Source organism: Shewanella sp. ISTPL2 (genome assembly GCF_013283205.1).
Lineage (GTDB): Bacteria > Pseudomonadota > Gammaproteobacteria > Enterobacterales > Shewanellaceae > Shewanella > Shewanella oncorhynchi.
In genome coordinates, this window is the sequence record NZ_JAAPAV010000001.1 from 4,306,535 (window position 1) to 4,323,910 (window position 17,376).

A 17,376-nucleotide genomic window follows, 5' to 3' on the forward strand; every position below is an offset into this window, starting at 1 on the left:
CTTGCTGAGCCCCTGGAAGTGTGTTCCGGGGGCTTTTTATTGAAAAGTTTTTTAGAGGCAAAATCATGATCCCTGTAGTGGCCCTTGTTGGTCGGCCGAACGTCGGTAAATCCACCCTATTTAATCGTCTTACGCGCACGCGTGATGCGCTGGTTGCTGACTTTCCTGGCCTAACACGTGACCGTAAATATGGTCGAGCATTCTTATCCGGCTATGAGTTCATTGTGGTCGATACCGGCGGTATCGATGGCACTGAAGAAGGGATCGAGACGAAAATGGCTGAGCAATCCCTTGCTGCCATTGAAGAAGCCGATGTCGTTCTATTTATGACCGATGCGCGCGCGGGTTTAACCGCTGCGGATCTGTCGATTGCCCAGCACTTACGTAGCCGTGAAAAAACCACCTTTGTGGTTGCTAACAAAGTTGACGGTATTGATGCCGATTCAGCTTGTGCCGAGTTTTGGTCTTTAGGTCTTGGTGAAGTTTACCAAATGGCGGCGTCCCAAGGACGCGGCGTGACCAATATGATCGAATACGCGCTGACTCCTTATGCCGAAGCGATGGGCATTGTGCGTCAAGGTGAAGACGAAGTTACTGAAGAGCGTGAATATACCGAAGAAGAAGCCGAAGCTGAGCAAAAGCGTCTGCAAGATTTGCCTATCAAGCTGGCGATCATAGGTAAACCTAACGTCGGTAAGTCAACCCTGACTAACCGTATTCTAGGTGAAGAGCGTGTCGTGGTATTTGATGAACCAGGTACGACCCGTGACAGTATTTACATTCCAATGGAACGCGAAGGTCGCGAGTACGTGATTATCGATACTGCGGGTGTTCGTCGCCGCAGTAAAGTACATCAAGTCATTGAGAAATTTTCAGTGATCAAGACCTTGAAAGCGGTTGAAGATGCTAACGTGGTTTTGCTTATCATCGATGCCCGTGAAGGTATTGCCGAGCAAGATTTAGGTCTGTTAGGTTTCGCACTCAATGCGGGTCGCGCTTTGGTTATTGCCGTCAACAAGTGGGATGGTATCGACCAAGGCATTAAAGATCGCGTGAAGAGCGAGCTTGACCGTCGTCTTGGTTTTATCGACTTTGCCCGCATTCACTTTATTTCGGCGCTGCACGGTACTGGTGTTGGCCATTTATTTGAATCGATTGAAGAAGCTTACGACAGTGCTACACGCCGCGTCAGCACTTCTATGTTGACTCGTATTATGCAAATGTCGCAGGACGATCACCAGCCGCCATTAGTGAATGGTCGCCGTGTGAAGCTTAAATACGCTCACGCCGGTGGTTACAATCCGCCAATCGTGGTTATTCACGGTAACCAAGTGAGTAGACTGCCTGACTCGTACAAACGCTACATGATGAACTACTTCCGTCGTTCGTTGAAAGTGGTGGGTACGCCAATCCAGCTGCGTTTCCAAGAGGGTGATAACCCATTTGAAAACAAGACTGAGAAGTTAACTATGAGCCAAGAGCGCCGTCGCAAGCGCGCACAAAGCCATATCAAAGACAGAAAAACCAAATAGTGTTTTTTACCAGACACATTTGAAACAAAAGGAACCTTAGGGTTCCTTTTGTGTTTTAAGACTATTTCAGCGTCATGTAGATTTATTCGAGCGGTTTTATTTGAGTGACGGTTGATATCACTTGTCCATGGCGCAAGCGGGTCTGCAAACTATCACCTATGGCCAGTTTATCGGCAAAGTCGACCACTTGATTGTGGATGTCAGTGGTAATGCTGTAACCACGGCTTAAAGTGGCAAGCGGGCTGACGGTTTCGAGTTGATGGGCCGCGTACTTTATCCGTTGCTCACTTTGGCTGAGTTTGTCCTGCAATGCATCCTGTAAGCGGCTCGCAAGATAACTTAAGCGGTTACCCTCAATGGCGAGTTTATGCTTGGGAGATTGCTGTTCAAGGCGGCTTGCGAGCAACTGCTGACGGCGGCTGAGCAGATGCAAGCGATTCGACAGCGCGGACTCTAGTCGTAATTGCATCTCATCGAATCTTTGTTCGAACTGCTGCAAAGTCCGTTTAGGGTCTTGGCGTTGCAGTCTGTGCTCTAGCAAACTAAGTCGTCTTTCTTGTTTAAGCTGATAATGTTTCGCGCTTTGTTGCAGGCGCGATAAGGCTGTGGCGAGTTTTTGCGCCTTATTATCACTGTCTTGTGATAATAGCTCCGCGCCTGCAGAGGGTGTTGGGGCGCGGATATCAGCAACATAATCACTGATAGTCGTATCAACTTCGTGGCCGACGGCGCTGACAATGGGCAGGGCGCTGTTATAAATCGTATGGGCGAGGGCTTCGCTGTTGAAACACCACAAATCCTCAAGCGAACCGCCGCCACGGGTGAGCAGTAATACATCGACTTCTAAACGTTGGTTGGCGATATTGATTGCCTGACAAATACTCTGCGCTGCGGTTTCGCCCTGAACTTGAGTCGGATAGATAATGACTTCAATCGAAGGATCGCGCCTTGCCAATACATGTAATACATCACGGATCGCCGCACCCGTAGGTGACGTAATAACGCCAATGCGTTGAATATTTTTGGGTAGCAATCTTTTGGTGTCGGCGGCAAATAAGCCTTCGGCGGCGAGCTTCATCTTGAGTGCATCGAACTGCTGGGCGAGTAATCCATCTCCTGCGGGTAACATGGACTCAATTAATAATTGATAGTCGCCTCTGGGTTCATACACGCTGATCGCGCCTTTGACCAGCACTTGCTGACCATTGATGGGCTTAAAGCTGACCGTTTGGTTACGGCCTTTAAACATGGCGCAACGGATCTGCGAAGAGTGATCTTTTAAGGTGAGATACCAATGACCTGAGCTGGGGGAGGAAAAGTTGGATATTTCGCCATTAAGCCAAATTTTACCCAGTTGTCCCTCGAGAATTTGTCTGACTTCACCATTGAGCCGCGAGACAGTATAAATGTTGTTTTTGGTGCCTTGCATCGAATAACTCAATAAAATGGGGATATTTACTATTTTCCATTTACCAGTGGCGATATGCAAGGTATAATCCCGCCGCAATATTTCACCTCTAAATCCTACTCAACTGGGGAGATGTTGCATATGCTACGTTTAATTAAAGAAGCGCTTACTTTTGACGATGTGTTGCTTGTTCCTGCGCATTCGACTGTACTCCCAAATACCGCCATTCTAAAAACTCGCCTGACCAATACCATTGAATTGAATATCCCACTTGTGTCTGCCGCTATGGACACAGTTACCGAAGCTCGTCTTGCGATCGCGATGGCGCAGGAAGGCGGCTTAGGCTTTATTCATAAAAACATGAGCATTGAAAAACAAGCCGAAGAAGTTCGTAAAGTAAAAATTTACGAAGCGGGCGTGGTTCAACAACCTGTGACTGTGACCCCATCAACGACCTTAGCCGATCTGAAAGTGTTAACACTGAAGAATGGTTTTGCGGGTTATCCCGTGGTCAACGAAGCCAACGAGCTGGTCGGTATCATCACTGGTCGTGACGTACGTTTCGTGACAGATTGGAGCAAAACGGTAGAAGAAGTGATGACGCCTAAAGCGCGTTTAGTCACTGTTGCCGAAGGCACTAAATTAGATGAAGTGCAAAAATTGATGCACTCACATCGTATCGAAAAAGTTCTTGTGGTTGATGATAACTATAAGCTGAAAGGCCTCATCACAGTTAAAGACTTCGAAAAAGCCGAACGTAAACCGAATGCCTGTAAAGATGAGTTAGGCCGTTTACGTGTTGGTGCCGCCGTAGGTGCGGGCGCTGGTAATGAAGAGCGTGTTGACGCTCTGGTTAAAGCCGGTGTTGACGTTTTACTTATCGATTCTTCCCACGGTCATTCCGAAGGCGTTTTACAACGCATTCGTGAAACGCGCGCTAAACATCCTGATTTGCAAATTATCGGCGGTAACGTTGCCACGGCAGAAGGTGCATTAGCCTTAGTCGAAGCGGGTGTTAACGCAGTTAAAGTGGGTATTGGCCCTGGTTCTATCTGTACGACTCGTATCGTGACAGGCGTGGGCGTACCACAAATTACCGCGGTATCCGATGCTGCTGCAGCCATGAAGAGCCTAGGTATTCCTGTGATTGCCGACGGCGGCATTCGTTTCTCTGGCGATTTAGCCAAAGCATTAGCCGCGGGTGCATCTTGCATCATGGCGGGCTCAATGTTTGCGGGAACTGAGGAAGCACCAGGTGAAACTGAGTTATATCAAGGCCGTGCGTATAAATCCTACCGTGGTATGGGTTCATTAGGCGCTATGTCTCAAGGTTCATCTGACCGCTATTTCCAATCGGACAATGCTGCAGACAAGTTAGTCCCCGAAGGTGTAGAAGCGCGTGTGCCTTATAAAGGTAAGTTGAAGGAAATCATCCATCAACATATGGGCGGCCTACGTTCTTGTATGGGATTAACGGGCTGCGCCACCATTCTAGAGCTGAATGAAAAAGCCCAATTTGTGAAAGTGACTTCAGCGGGCATGGGCGAGTCCCATGTACACGATGTGACTATCACTAAAGAAGCGCCGAACTACCGTTCAGGTTCTTAATCGTTTGATAAGAAGGGCGGCGTAAGCCGCCTCTTTATAAAGCGTATGATCCAATACTTAAAGCTGGCAGTCGCTGCTTTGAGCAATGTTAAAACAATAGATGAGATAAAGGTTACCCATGAGCGATATTCATGAGCACAAGATACTGATCCTCGATTTTGGATCCCAGTACACTCAACTGATTGCCCGTCGTATCCGTGAAATCGGCGTTTACTGTGAATTATGGGCTTGGGATGTTACCGAAGCCCAAATCCGCGAATTTGCCCCGAACGGCATTATTCTTGCGGGCGGACCAGAAAGTGTCACGGCTGAAAACTCGCCGCGTGCGCCTGAATACGTCTTTACCGCAGGTGTGCCGGTACTGGGCATTTGTTACGGCATGCAGACTATGTCTGAGCAGTTGGGCGGTAAAGTGATCCAAGGTGTGGGCGAAGGTGAATTCGGCTACGCTCAAATTGAAATGCTGACAGATTCATTGCTATTCAAAGGCATTGAAGATGCGGTTAGCAGTGACGGCAAACCCTTACTCGACGTATGGATGAGCCACGGCGATAAAGTGTCGGCTATTCCTGAAGGGTTTGTGGCGGTCGCTAAAACGGACACTTGTCCATTTGCCGCTATGGCAAACGAAGAGAAGCAATTCTTCGGCGTACAGTTCCACCCAGAAGTGACCCACACTCGCCAAGGTATGCGCATGTTATCGCACTTTGCCTTAGACATTTGTGGCTGTGCGGCTAACTGGAAACCCTCCTCTATCATCGAAGATGCGATTGAGCGCTTGAAGAAGCAAATCGGTGATGATGAAGTGATTTTAGGATTATCGGGCGGTGTTGATTCTTCTGTTGTGGCTATGTTGCTGCACCGCGCTATCGGCAAAAAACTGACCTGCGTATTCGTTGATAACGGTTTATTACGTTTGAACGAAGCCGAGCAAGTGATGGAAATGTTTGGCGATCATTTCGGCCTGAATATTATTCACGTTGATGCGGAAAACCGTTTCCTCGATGCGATGAAAGGCGAAGCCGATCCAGAGGCTAAGCGTAAGATCATCGGCCGCGTATTCGTGGAAATTTTCGATGAAGAATCGAAAAAATGCGCTAATGCCAAATGGTTAGCGCAAGGCACGATTTATCCAGACGTGATTGAATCTGCCGGTAGTGCCACAGGCAAAGCACATGTGATTAAATCTCACCATAACGTTGGCGGTTTGCCAGCCGATATGGCGCTCGGTTTAGTCGAGCCTCTGCGTGAACTGTTCAAAGATGAAGTGCGTAAAATTGGTCTTGAGTTAGGCCTGCCATACAACATGCTTTATCGTCACCCGTTCCCAGGCCCCGGTCTTGGTGTGCGCGTATTAGGTGAAGTGAAAAAAGAATACTGTGACTTGCTGCGCCGCGCCGATGCAATCTTTATCGAAGAACTGCATAAAGCCGATCTGTACAATAAAGTCAGCCAAGCCTTTACCGTGTTCTTACCTGTACGCTCAGTTGGCGTGATGGGCGATGGCCGTAAATATGACTGGGTTGTGTCACTGCGCGCAGTTGAAACAATCGATTTTATGACAGCCCATTGGGCACATCTGCCCTATGATTTCTTAGGTCGCGTATCAAACCGCATCATTAACGAAGTCGATGGCATTTCTCGCGTAGTTTACGATATCTCTGGCAAGCCGCCAGCGACTATCGAATGGGAATAAGTTAATTATTTGAATTAACGAATAAAAGGCGCCGAGTGCGCCTTTTTTGTTGTTTGATGGATTAACTTAGGTTGAATGGCTCAGCCGTGAAATATCTGTGCTTGACTGATATAATCCGGCTTTATTTTTTGCTAAAAGAGATAAGGTGTAAGTGGTGCAAACGCAACAAGACGAACAATCTCAGCAAGATGAACATTGGATGCAAGTCGCGATGCTGATGGCCGAGAAAGCTGAAGCCGAGGGCGAAGTGCCTGTGGGTGCGGTATTGGTCAAAGACGGTCAGCAGATTGCGACGGGTTACAATTTATCCATTAGCCAACACGATCCTAGCGCCCATGCGGAAATTTTATGTTTGCGGGAAGCAGGGCGTTTGGTCGAAAACTATCGTCTTTTAGATGCGACTTTATATGTTACCCTCGAGCCTTGCGCTATGTGTGCGGGCGCTATGGTGCATAGCAGAATTGCTCGTGTGGTATTTGGTGCTCGGGATGAGAAAACGGGTGCAGCGGGTACTGTGCTGAATTTGCTGCAACATCCGGCGTTTAATCACCAAGTTGAAGTGACATCGGGTGTGCTGGCCGATGCTTGTAGCGCGCAATTGAGTCGTTTTTTTAAACGTCGCAGGGAAGAGAAAAAAGCCCTGAAACAGGCTCAAAAGGCGCAGCAAGCTATTGGGTAAGTGACGATTAACGTGACAGGATTAATCCTGAGACTGAATAAAAGTAAAGAAGAGTTTTTGACGATTTAAAATACGGCGATGACGAATTTTTAGCAAAGTACGACGACGCGCAACGGTATTGTTGATGGTTTTTCTTCTCATATTGACCCCATTAATTGTTATTATCGATGCCCTACAGAGATTTATCTTAGGTCATAACCCAAGACAGTAGCAGTTGCACAGGAGTGCAGCAATAGCACTGGTCAGATAAGCTGAACTAAGCGATGTTTTTCATCGCAAATTTGAGTTAGGTTGATAAACCTTAATTCAGCTTGCCTGTTGCTTAGTATCTGACCTTGTTGAAGACATCTACGTACATCTTGAGTTTTTATGTTGGTGTTCTTGTTACGTAAAACTCTGTACTTGATATATAAGAAGTGAGTTGTTGGATTGTCGTTTGGCCCATGCACCTGAGCGCTAACGAGTTAAGCTATTTAGGTTGATCAGGGCTTAACGTTCCCGCTGGAAGTACGGGTTCTTCCACAGTAAGGTCGCTCGAGTCATCATCGGGGTCAGGTTGTTTCGACTGATTATCCACCCAGACTAACGTGTCATAGTAGCGACGGATGCTGTCGACGTAATGAACGGCTTCACTGCCTCGGGCGTAACCATAACGTGTTTTTTGATAATATTTACGCTTTTGCAGTAGCGGTAGTACCTTTTTTAAATCTCGCCAAGCATTGGGATTTAACTCCATCGATTCCGCAAGCTTACGTGCATCTTCAATATGGGCATATCCTATGTTGTAAGAGGCCAGCGCAAACCACATGCGTTGACTCTCGGGGATCGATTCTGGCAGGCGATTGATCATATCGTTTAAATACGCCGCGCCGCCGCGAATACTTTCTTCGGCATCGAGTCGGTTGGTGATCCCAATCTCTTTGGCGGTTGGCTGAGTCAACATCATCATGCCACGCACTCCTGTGGCCGAGCGGGCATTAGGATTCCAATGTGACTCTTGATAGCTGGTTGCTGCCAGTTTACGCCAATCTAAATTGCCTGCATGGGTTTCAAATAATTGTCGATAACGCGGCAATACTGTCTCAATGGCACGGATAAATGCGCGAGTATCAATATAATCGAAGCGTTTTACATGACCAAAGTATTTCTCGTTGAGATGATCCAGCGTACCGGCAAGCTTCTCTTGGTGCCAAAAGGCCAGCAATTTACTCATAAGTTCATCACTGTGAGTGGGAGGTAACAGCCAGATCACATCGAGTTTTTCTTCTAGCACAGGACCTGAGCGCAAGTCGGGCAAGTAGCGACGGTTGATCTGTACGCTGCTGGAGTCGGCGATAGTGTAGTCAATTTCTTTGTTGGCAATCATAGCCAACAACTCTTCACTGTCTTTGTCGGTAATTTGATCCCACACCAGCGTTGGATAATGCTTTTGTAACTGGGTCAAGGTCTCGACGAAGGAAGAGTCGGCGATAACGGTGATCTTGCCTTTTAAGTCGCTGATGTCTTTTGGAGTTGGCATGCCTTCGCGATACACCAACACTTGATTCACTCGGTATAGCGGTGGACCTAAGCGGAACTGTTCTCGCCTTGTGGGCGTTTCTGTCATGCCTGCAGCAATAATATCGATTTCATTCTTTTTGAGGGCTTCGTACAGCTCGATACGGTTTGTGTAGGGCACCATTTTTAAGGGCACATTTAAGTATTCGGCAAACAATACCGCCATATCGTAATCGAAACCGCTATCACCTTGGCCCGAGGTCATATAAATCTGTGGGCCGTAAAGTGTACCGACTCTTAGCTCAGTTAATTTTTTCGGCACGAATTCTGTTTCGTCCACGGTTACCTGCTGACAGGCAGTCAGTAGGAAACCTAAGATAAGAGCGAACAGAAATCGAGTCATTAAATGTACTTATAGTAAATAAAATCAATATTATAGATAGCGAGTTAACAGTGGGGCATTAGTGGTGAACTGGCTGACATTGGTGGGATTATATCCGTTTGTCTGCGATTTCGAAAAAAAATCATTCTGGGGGAAAGTACAGCCGACACAATACTGGGCTTTTTATATCACAGGAAACACTGTTTTGCGTAAGGTCGCAGGTGATTTGTGACAGACATTTCCTTATAATAGCGCCACCTCTGACCCCTGCAATAATAAATAATAAGGTGAATAGACGTGATGGAGATCATCCGCGGAGCCCCTGCACTCTCGACGTTTAGGGTGCAAAAGCTGATGGAGGCCTGCGAAAACGCGGCGCTTCCGGTACGACAAATCTATGCTGAGTATGTCCATTTAGCGGATTTGAGCGAGTTGCTCGACACAAATGAACGCCAGCAACTTGAAAAAATTCTCACCTATGGACCTGCGATAGAAGCTCATATCCCCCAAGGTTCACTCCTGTTTGTCACTCCTCGCCCCGGTACTATTTCTCCTTGGTCTTCAAAAGCCACTGACATCGCGCACAATTGTGGCCTTGGTAAAGTGAAGCGTTTGGAGCGAGGCGTTGCGTATTATGTCGAGTCAGATGCACTGACAGCGCCTCAGCAACAAGCCTTAAATGCGTTGCTGCACGATCGCATGGTTGAAATTATCCTTGATGATTTTACCAAAGCCGATGTGCTGTTCAAACGCACTGAGCCTGCGCCGTTTAAGAGCGTCAATATTCTTGCCGAAGGTCGCCGCGCACTTGAAGTGGCTAACACTGAATTGGGGCTTGCCTTAGCCGAAGATGAAATCGACTATTTAGTCGAGAACTTCGTCCGTTTAGGCCGTAATCCCCATGACATCGAATTGATGATGTTTGCTCAGGCGAACTCTGAGCATTGTCGTCATAAGATTTTTAATGCAGATTGGACCATTGACGGTGAAGTTCAGCCTAAGTCATTGTTCAAAATGATTAAGAACACCTTTGAAACCACGCCTGATCACGTGTTATCTGCCTACAAAGATAACGCCGCTGTGATGGAAGGTTCGGTTGCGGGTCGTTTCTTCCCCGATCCTGATGGGGTATACAACTACCACACTGAACCTATGCACATCCTGATGAAAGTGGAAACCCACAACCATCCAACCGCCATCAGCCCCTATCCTGGCGCCGCAACCGGTTCAGGTGGTGAAATCCGTGATGAAGGCGCGACGGGTCGTGGTTCTAAACCTAAAGCGGGTTTAACAGGCTTTAGTGTATCCAATTTAAAAATCCCGGGTTTTGTTCAACCATGGGAAGGTAACTATGGCAAGCCAGAACGTATCGTGAGCGCGCTGGACATCATGACCGAAGGCCCACTGGGCGGCGCGGCATTTAACAACGAGTTTGGTCGTCCGGCATTGGTCGGTTATTTCCGTACTTATGAGCAGGAAGTCAGCAGCCACAACGGCGTTGAAGTTCGCGGTTACCACAAGCCTATTATGCTAGCCGGTGGTTTAGGTAACATTCGTGAAGAACATGTACAAAAGGGCGAAATTACTGTTGGCGCTAAGCTGATTGTGCTGGGTGGGCCTGCGATGAACATAGGTCTGGGCGGCGGCGCCGCTTCGTCTATGGCATCGGGTCAATCGAGTGAAGACTTAGATTTTGCTTCTGTGCAACGTGAAAACCCAGAAATGGAACGTCGTTGTCAGGAAGTGATTGACCGCTGTTGGCAGCTTGGCGATAAAAACCCGATCCAATTTATCCACGATGTGGGCGCTGGCGGTTTGTCGAATGCTTTCCCTGAACTCGTGAATGACGGCGAGCGCGGCGGTTTGTTTAATCTGCGTAATGTGCCTTCGGATGAGCCTGGCATGAGTCCGCTGGAAATCTGGTGTAACGAATCACAAGAACGTTATGTGCTGTCAATTGCCCCTGAAAACCTCGCGCTATTTACTGCCATCTGTGAGCGTGAGCGCGCACCGTTTGCGGTGGTGGGTGAAGCGACGGCGGAAAAACATTTAACGCTTAGCGACAGCCATTTCGACAATAATCCTATCGATTTACCGCTCGAAGTCTTATTAGGCAAAGCGCCTAAGATGAGCCGCGATGTGGTATCGGCCAAAGCCGTATCGCCAGCGCTCGAACAAAACAAGATTGATGTTAAAGAAGCGGTTAAACGCGTACTGAGCTTGCCTACAGTTGCGGATAAAACCTTCCTTATCACTATTGGCGATCGCACCGTCACGGGTTTAGTGAACCGTGACCAAATGGTGGGTCCATGGCAAGTGCCTGTGGCCGATTGCGCGGTGACTGCGGCAAGCTTTGATACCTACGCCGGTGAAGCTATGTCACTGGGTGAACGTACACCGCTAGCACTGCTTGATTTTGGCGCCTCTGCCCGTATGGCTGTGGCTGAGTCAATCATGAATATCGCCGGTGCCGATATCGGTTCATTTAAGCGTATCAAGCTTTCTGCCAACTGGATGTCTGCCGCGGGTCACCCTGGTGAAGATGCGGGTCTTTATGAAGCGGTGAAAGCCGTAGGTGAAGAACTGTGTCCAGAGCTGAGCCTGACCATTCCGGTCGGTAAAGACTCTATGTCGATGAAGACCGCATGGCAACAAGATGGCGCGGATAAAACCGTGACGTCGCCTATGTCATTGGTCATCACTGCCTTTGGTGTGGTGCAAGATATTCGCAATACAGTGACGCCAGAGCTACGCACAGATAAAGGCGAAACGTCTTTACTGTTAGTGGATTTAGGTGCGGGCAAAAATCGTTTAGGCGGTTCTTGTTTAGCCCAAGTGTTTGGTGAGCTGGGTGATATTGCGCCGGATCTTGACGATGCTGCACTGCTGCGCGGTTTCTTCGAAACGATGCAAAATCTGGTGGCTAAGAAGTCGGTTATCGCTTACCACGACCGTAGCGACGGTGGTTTATTCACTACCTTAGTGGAAATGGCTTTTGCCGGTAATACAGGTTTAGACATAGATGTAGAAGACTTGCAGGGCACTGATTTAGAACGACTCTTTAATGAGGAGCTCGGCGCTGTGCTGCAAGTGAGCCGTGACAATGCTGCGAAAATTGCCGCTCAGTTCGCTATCGCTGGCGTGCCTTGCCATGTGATCGGAACTCTAGCCGACGATCAACGCATCACCATTAAAGATGGCGCGCGTGAAATCTTCAGTGATACCCGTGTAGCGCTGCGTACTGTGTGGTCAGAAACCACGTATCGTATGCAAGCTCTGCGTGATAACCCAGCGTGCGCGCTTGAAGAGTTCAAACTTAAGCAAGACGAAACCGATTTAGGCTTAACCGTTAACTTAAGTTTTGATCCAAGCACTGATGTTGCCGCGCCTTATATTCTTAAGGGCGCTGCGCCTAAGATGGCGATTTTGCGTGAGCAGGGCGTTAACTCCCACGTAGAAATGGCCGCTGCTTTTGATCGTGCCGGATTTGAAAGCCGCGACGTACACATGTCGGACATTTTATCTGGCCGTATCAGCCTAGGTGAGTTCCAAGGCCTAGTGGCCTGTGGTGGCTTCTCCTACGGTGACGTATTAGGTGCGGGTGAAGGTTGGGCTAAGTCGATTTTGTTTAATGAGCGTGCTCGCGATGAGTTTTCTCGTTTCTTTGAACGTGACTCAAGTTTCGCCCTTGGCGTGTGTAATGGTTGTCAAATGCTGTCGAACCTGAAGGAAATTATCCCAGGCAGCGAGCACTGGCCACGTTTTGTGCGTAACCGCTCAGAGCGTTTTGAAGCGCGTTTTAGCTTAGTTGAAGTGCAACAGAGCCCGTCGTTATTCTTCCAAGGTATGGCAGGTTCACGTATGCCCATTGCTGTATCCCACGGTGAAGGTTTGGCTGAGTTTGCTAGCCCTGAAGCGCTGGCGATTGCCGAAGCGTCAGGCACGATTGCGCTGCGTTTTGTCAATGGTAAGGGGAATATCGCGACTCAGTATCCACAAAACCCGAACGGCTCGCCAAATGGTTTGACTGGGATTTGTACCACCGATGGCCGCGTAACCTTGATGATGCCGCACCCCGAACGTGTGTTCAGAACTGTGGCGAACTCTTGGCATCCGGATGCTTGGGGTGAAGATAGCCCTTGGATGCGTATGTTCCGTAATGCACGAGTGACCTTAGGTTAAGCGTTTAAAGTCAACGGCTTTTGCCTTTGTTGAGGGGCAAAAGCAGGTTAATGAAAGCGTAAAAAAGGAGCGATAATTTCGCTCCTTTTTTTATATATAAAATGCATTTTATGGAAGTGATTGTATTTTAAATTATTAACGCTTATTGCAAATAATCTAATGGACTAAAGTGGCAAAATAGCCACTTTAATCGGTAAATACCTATTAATAGGTATGTTGCGCATTTGATACGGGGCGTGGTGTTTTATGGGGTTCTGGAGTTGTTGGGGGGGGCTAGGGTTTTAATATAGAAAAAGCCCCCAATCTCAGGGAGATGGGGGCCCGTTTTGCGCTAACAAAACTTCACATAAATGCAATCAATTTCACGAGTAATTCTGGGGATTATTTCAGCTCATTAGCTGTATAAAGTTCAACAAAAACACGCTTGTAGCTGTTAACCAGACGTTCAAATAATTTAGTCATATCGATATCTCCACACCAAAAGTTAGTACCTATGTGCGCGAAGTTGGTCTTGGCTGGGCTACGACACCAGTTCTACCAAATTGTCTCCTTAACACAGGACATATATTAAACAACTTAGGTTAGCTTCTCAAACGAGAAAAAATACAAATATTCATTATTAAAACTAATGTATTTTAGCCTGTTCGATTGTGATTTTTTATATTTATATGTATTTATATTTGATTTTAAAGGTTTTAAATTATGGTTCACTTAAATTGGTGACAATATTTTTTTAGTTAATTTGTTGCAACATTATTTATTTATTGGTTTTTTGATGATTAGAGCTGATTTTTACTGCCTAGTTGGTAAAAGTATGACTTTATATTAATTAATGGCTGCTCACTACTCTTGTTTTTATTGATTGTCAATCCTCTCTGGTGGGGAAGTGTGTTCCTCACCGCAAAACCCACCTAAACCCCTGAGTTTGATTGATTTGCATCAAAGCGAGGTGGTATAAAATAGCCACAAATGAAAATGAATAAATATCTTAACTATCTGATATTTATATCGATGAAATCATTTGATTGAGTGAGTGGTAGGGTGTCGGTCTCAGTTACTTGTGATAGTGTGACTCGCGTCTCAATATGCAACAGATATTGGTACTTTTTAGCCCTTGCTGCTTCGAACTAATGCAAAAGATTAAATTTAACGGTTTATACTGTTGTCGCAGATATAAACACAAAATGAAAACTCACTATCCTACAAAGGCACTTGCTGTGATTGACGCGGGTTTTGTCATAGCAATTGGACGCACCAAGTAAGGAGTCACCGATGATTGTTGAAGAGGTTGTTGAGCTATCGCGGTTGCAGTTTGCGCTGACAGCCATGTATCACTTCCTATTTGTTCCCTTGACTTTGGGGTTGGCATTTTTGCTGGCTATCATGGAATCACTGTATGTGATGACAGATAAACAAATTTATAAAGATATGACTAAGTTCTGGGGTAAGTTATTTGGTATTAACTTTGCCTTGGGGGTTACCACAGGTTTGGCAATGGAATTCCAGTTTGGTACTAACTGGTCTTACTATTCGCATTACGTAGGGGACATCTTTGGTGCGCCTCTGGCTATTGAAGGTTTAATGGCCTTCTTCCTTGAATCTACCTTCGTGGGTATGTTCTTCTTCGGTTGGGATCGTTTCACTAAGCGTCAGCATTTAGTCGTGACTTGGTTAGTGGCCTTTGGTTCTAACATGTCGGCATTGTGGATCCTAGTGGCAAACGGTTGGATGCAAAACCCTGTGGGTTCAGTGTTCAACTACGAAACCATGCGTATGGAAATGACCAGCTTCGCTGAGGTTGTGTTTAACCCTGTCGCGCAGGTTAAGTTTGTTCACACCGTCGCTTCGGGTTATGTGGCGGGTGCCATGTTTGTACTGGCGATCAGTGCTTATTACATCCTCAAGAAACGTGACTTACCTTTTGCTCGTCGCTCATTCGCGATTGCGGCAAGCTTTGGTATGGCGGCGATTCTGTCGGTTATCGTGTTAGGTGACGAATCTGGCTATAAAGTGGGTGAAGCACAGCGCGTTAAGTTAGCCGCGATTGAAGCTGAGTGGCATACAGAGCCTGCTCCAGCAGCCTTTACTGCTGTCGGTTTTCCGAATCAAGAAACCATGAAAACAGATTTTGCAGTCAAAATTCCTTATGCGATGGGTATAGTGGCAACACGCTCGTTGGATGAAGAAGTGACTGGTATTCATGACTTGATTGCTGAGCATGAAGTGCGTATCCGTAACGGTATGAAAGCCTATGCCATGCTAGTGAAACTGCGTGCGGGTGAAGAAACGCCTGAACTACGTGCTGCTTTTGAAGAAGCGAAAGTCGACTTAGGCTACGGTTTCTTACTAAAACGCTACACAGACAAAGTGGTTGATGCGACTGAAGAGCAAATTAAAGCAGCAGCTAAAGATTCTATCCCGAACGTAGCACCGATTTTCTGGAGCTTCCGTGTGATGGTAGGTCTAGGCTTTATCATGTTGTTCGTATTTGCTGCGGCATTCTGGCAAAGCACACGTCATCAAATTGCCGAGAAAAAATGGGTACTTAAAGCTGCACTTTATAGCTTGCCATTGCCTTGGATCGCGATTGAGTGTGGTTGGTTTGTGGCTGAGTATGGTCGTCAACCTTGGACGATTTCTGAGGTATTACCGACCTTTATGTCTGCGTCAAGCTTAACGACTGGCGACTTATGGTTCAGTATCCTTTCTATCACCTTGTTCTACACTGTACTGCTGGTGATTGAGATGTTCTTGATGTTTAAGTTTGCCCGCATTGGTCCGAGCAGTTTGAAAACTGGTCGTTATCATTTCGAGAACCTAGAAGCCTAAGCAGAGGATTTCATTATGTTTGATTATGAAATATTAAGAGTTATCTGGTGGGCTCTGATCGGCGTACTGTTCATCGGATTTGCGGTTACTGATGGTTTTGACATGGGTGTCGGTGCGTTACTGCCAATTATAGGCAAAGACGATACTGAACGCCGTATCATGGTTAACACTATTGCTCCCCATTGGGACGGCAACCAAGTGTGGTTAATCACAGCAGGCGGTGCGTTATTTGCCGCTTGGCCTATGGTGTATGCAGTGTCTTTCTCTGGCTTCTATGTCGCCATGATGTTAGTGCTGTTTGCCCTCTACATGCGTCCAGTCGGATTCGATTATCGTTCTAAAATCGAAAATCCAAAGTGGCGTAAGTCATGGGATTGGGCCTTGTTTGCCGGTGGTTTTGTACCTCCGCTGATCATAGGCGTGGCCTTTGGTAACTTGTTACAAGGTGTACCTTTTGAATTCGACGAGTTCCTACGTGCGACTTATCACGGTGGTCTGTTCGGCCTGTTGAATCCTTTCGGTTTGCTGGCAGGTCTTGTGAGCGTGAGCATGTTTATGATGCAAGGCGCTTCTTGGCTACAAATGAAGACTGACAGTGAGCTGCGTGTTCGTGCTGCGAAAGCCACGCAATTCTTCGCACTGTTAGTGGCTGTGTTGTTTGCTGCTGCGGGTGTGTGGTTAGCCAATGGTATTGATGGTTATGTAGTGACTTCAGTACTGGATCATAATGCGGTTTCTAACCCAGCCATGAAAACCGTCGCAATTGAAGCGGGTGCTTGGCTTGCCAACTATGACAAATACCCCATCACTATGCTGTTCCCTATCTTAGGTGTGGCATTGCCTCTGCTAGTGATTTTGGTTAGCCGCTTTAACCGTTCAGGTTTTGCGTTCCTATTCAGCTCACTCACAGTGGCTATGGTGATTTTGACTTGCGGTGCAGCAATGTTCCCATTCGTCATGCCATCATCACTTAACCCTAACGTCAGTTTGACTATGTGGGATGCAACAGCCAGTAAAATGACCTTAGGTGTTATGACTGCTGCTGCAGCGATTTTCGTACCTATAGTGTTGAGCTACACTGTCTGGACTTACTACAAGATGTTTGGCCGTATCGGCCGTAAGCATATTGAAGATAACAAAGCCTCACTCTATTAGGCATTAAGGAGCATCTGCTATGTGGTATTTTACGTGGATATTAGGGGTTTTGTTGGCCTGTTCTTTCGGGATTATCAATGCCCTGTGGCTTGAGAATACAGAGAACATGGACAGATCGGCAGAAGATGCCGAGTAACGTCTAAACTCGATTTAAAAACCTCGCATCAGCGGGGTTTTTTATTGCGATTTTTTGATGGGCTGAGGTTATTTTAATTTGAGGCAGAGCTAGGCTATCGTATTAGGCCAAGCAGTTAACTTCGCAGCAGAGTGTTGATGTAACTGCAGCGAATAGGCCTGATATCATTGTTTTTTGATTGTGCTCTCTGCAGATGCTTGCTCTGCATGGCTTAAGATATTTTCTCCATTACTCCTTTACGTCAGTATCCTAAATCAAAGTCCCAAATCCCA

At 46.9% G+C, this 17,376-nt stretch carries 10 protein-coding genes; 8 read left to right on the plus strand and 2 right to left on the minus strand.

The features are described 5' to 3' along the window. The first annotated feature begins 65 nt into the window (after nucleotides 1–65). Nucleotides 66–1,532, plus strand: coding sequence for a ribosome biogenesis GTPase Der (gene der, locus HUB64_RS19115; protein ID WP_006082478.1), 1,467 nt, complete (start codon nucleotides 66–68; stop codon nucleotides 1,530–1,532). An 82-nt stretch (nucleotides 1,533–1,614) separates the two neighbouring features. On the opposite strand, the gene xseA is transcribed toward der, so the two are convergent. Then, the gene (gene xseA, locus HUB64_RS19120; protein ID WP_028761249.1) at nucleotides 1,615–2,961 is read right to left on the minus strand and encodes an exodeoxyribonuclease VII large subunit; all 1,347 of its coding nucleotides are present in this window, start codon (nucleotides 2,959–2,961) and stop codon (nucleotides 1,615–1,617) included. Between the two features lie 120 nt (nucleotides 2,962–3,081). On the opposite strand from xseA, the gene guaB reads away from it, so the two are divergent. From guaB to tadA, 3 genes are all read left to right on the plus strand, one after another. Beyond that, nucleotides 3,082–4,548: an IMP dehydrogenase gene (gene guaB / locus HUB64_RS19125; RefSeq protein ID WP_006085677.1), complete on the plus strand. Its 1,467-nt coding sequence runs from the start codon at nucleotides 3,082–3,084 to the stop codon at nucleotides 4,546–4,548. A 118-nt stretch (nucleotides 4,549–4,666) separates the two neighbouring features. Then, nucleotides 4,667–6,244, plus strand: a complete 1,578-nt coding sequence (guaA, locus tag HUB64_RS19130) for a glutamine-hydrolyzing GMP synthase (RefSeq protein ID WP_028761248.1) — start codon at nucleotides 4,667–4,669, stop codon at nucleotides 6,242–6,244. Nucleotides 6,245–6,395: 151 nt separating this feature from the next. After that, on the plus strand, nucleotides 6,396–6,923 hold the full coding sequence (tadA, locus tag HUB64_RS19135; protein ID WP_081729095.1) for a tRNA adenosine(34) deaminase TadA: 528 nt from the start codon (nucleotides 6,396–6,398) through the stop codon (nucleotides 6,921–6,923). Between the two features lie 469 nt (nucleotides 6,924–7,392). Here tadA and mltF read toward each other — a convergent pair whose 3' ends face one another. Further along, nucleotides 7,393–8,823, minus strand: a complete 1,431-nt coding sequence (gene mltF, locus HUB64_RS19140) for a membrane-bound lytic murein transglycosylase MltF (RefSeq protein WP_105251900.1) — start codon at nucleotides 8,821–8,823, stop codon at nucleotides 7,393–7,395. A 279-nt stretch (nucleotides 8,824–9,102) separates the two neighbouring features. On the opposite strand from mltF, the gene purL reads away from it, so the two are divergent. The 4 genes from purL (at nucleotide 9,103) to cydX (ending at nucleotide 17,104) form a co-directional block, all read left to right on the plus strand. Beyond that, complete coding sequence (gene purL, locus HUB64_RS19145; RefSeq protein WP_173497944.1) at nucleotides 9,103–12,984, plus strand: phosphoribosylformylglycinamidine synthase; 3,882 nt, start codon at nucleotides 9,103–9,105, stop codon at nucleotides 12,982–12,984. A gap of 1,272 nt (nucleotides 12,985–14,256) precedes the next feature. Beyond that, on the plus strand, nucleotides 14,257–15,813 hold the full coding sequence (locus HUB64_RS19150; RefSeq protein WP_028761244.1) for a cytochrome ubiquinol oxidase subunit I: 1,557 nt from the start codon (nucleotides 14,257–14,259) through the stop codon (nucleotides 15,811–15,813). Nucleotides 15,814–15,828: 15 nt separating this feature from the next. Beyond that, nucleotides 15,829–16,968 (plus strand): cytochrome d ubiquinol oxidase subunit II, encoded by a 1,140-nt coding sequence (cydB, locus tag HUB64_RS19155; protein WP_028761243.1) that lies wholly within the window; start codon nucleotides 15,829–15,831, stop codon nucleotides 16,966–16,968. A 19-nt stretch (nucleotides 16,969–16,987) separates the two neighbouring features. Continuing rightward, a complete protein-coding gene (gene cydX, locus HUB64_RS19160; RefSeq protein ID WP_011788717.1) occupies nucleotides 16,988–17,104 on the plus strand; it encodes a cytochrome bd-I oxidase subunit CydX in 117 nt (38 codons plus the stop codon). The last annotated feature ends 272 nt before the right edge of the window (nucleotides 17,105–17,376 follow it).

Coding starts and splice junctions, on each gene's coding strand:
- der (WP_006082478.1), top strand. CDS start 66: ATGATCCCTGTAGTGGCCCTTGTTGGTCGGCCGAACGTCGGTAAATCC.
- xseA (WP_028761249.1), bottom strand. CDS start 2,961: ATGCAAGGCACCAAAAACAACATTTATACTGTCTCGCGGCTCAATGGT.
- guaB (WP_006085677.1), top strand. CDS start 3,082: ATGCTACGTTTAATTAAAGAAGCGCTTACTTTTGACGATGTGTTGCTT.
- guaA (WP_028761248.1), top strand. CDS start 4,667: ATGAGCGATATTCATGAGCACAAGATACTGATCCTCGATTTTGGATCC.
- mltF (WP_105251900.1), bottom strand. CDS start 8,823: ATGACTCGATTTCTGTTCGCTCTTATCTTAGGTTTCCTACTGACTGCC.
- purL (WP_173497944.1), top strand. CDS start 9,103: ATGGAGATCATCCGCGGAGCCCCTGCACTCTCGACGTTTAGGGTGCAA.
- HUB64_RS19150 (WP_028761244.1), top strand. CDS start 14,257: ATGATTGTTGAAGAGGTTGTTGAGCTATCGCGGTTGCAGTTTGCGCTG.
- cydB (WP_028761243.1), top strand. CDS start 15,829: ATGTTTGATTATGAAATATTAAGAGTTATCTGGTGGGCTCTGATCGGC.
- cydX (WP_011788717.1), top strand. CDS start 16,988: ATGTGGTATTTTACGTGGATATTAGGGGTTTTGTTGGCCTGTTCTTTC.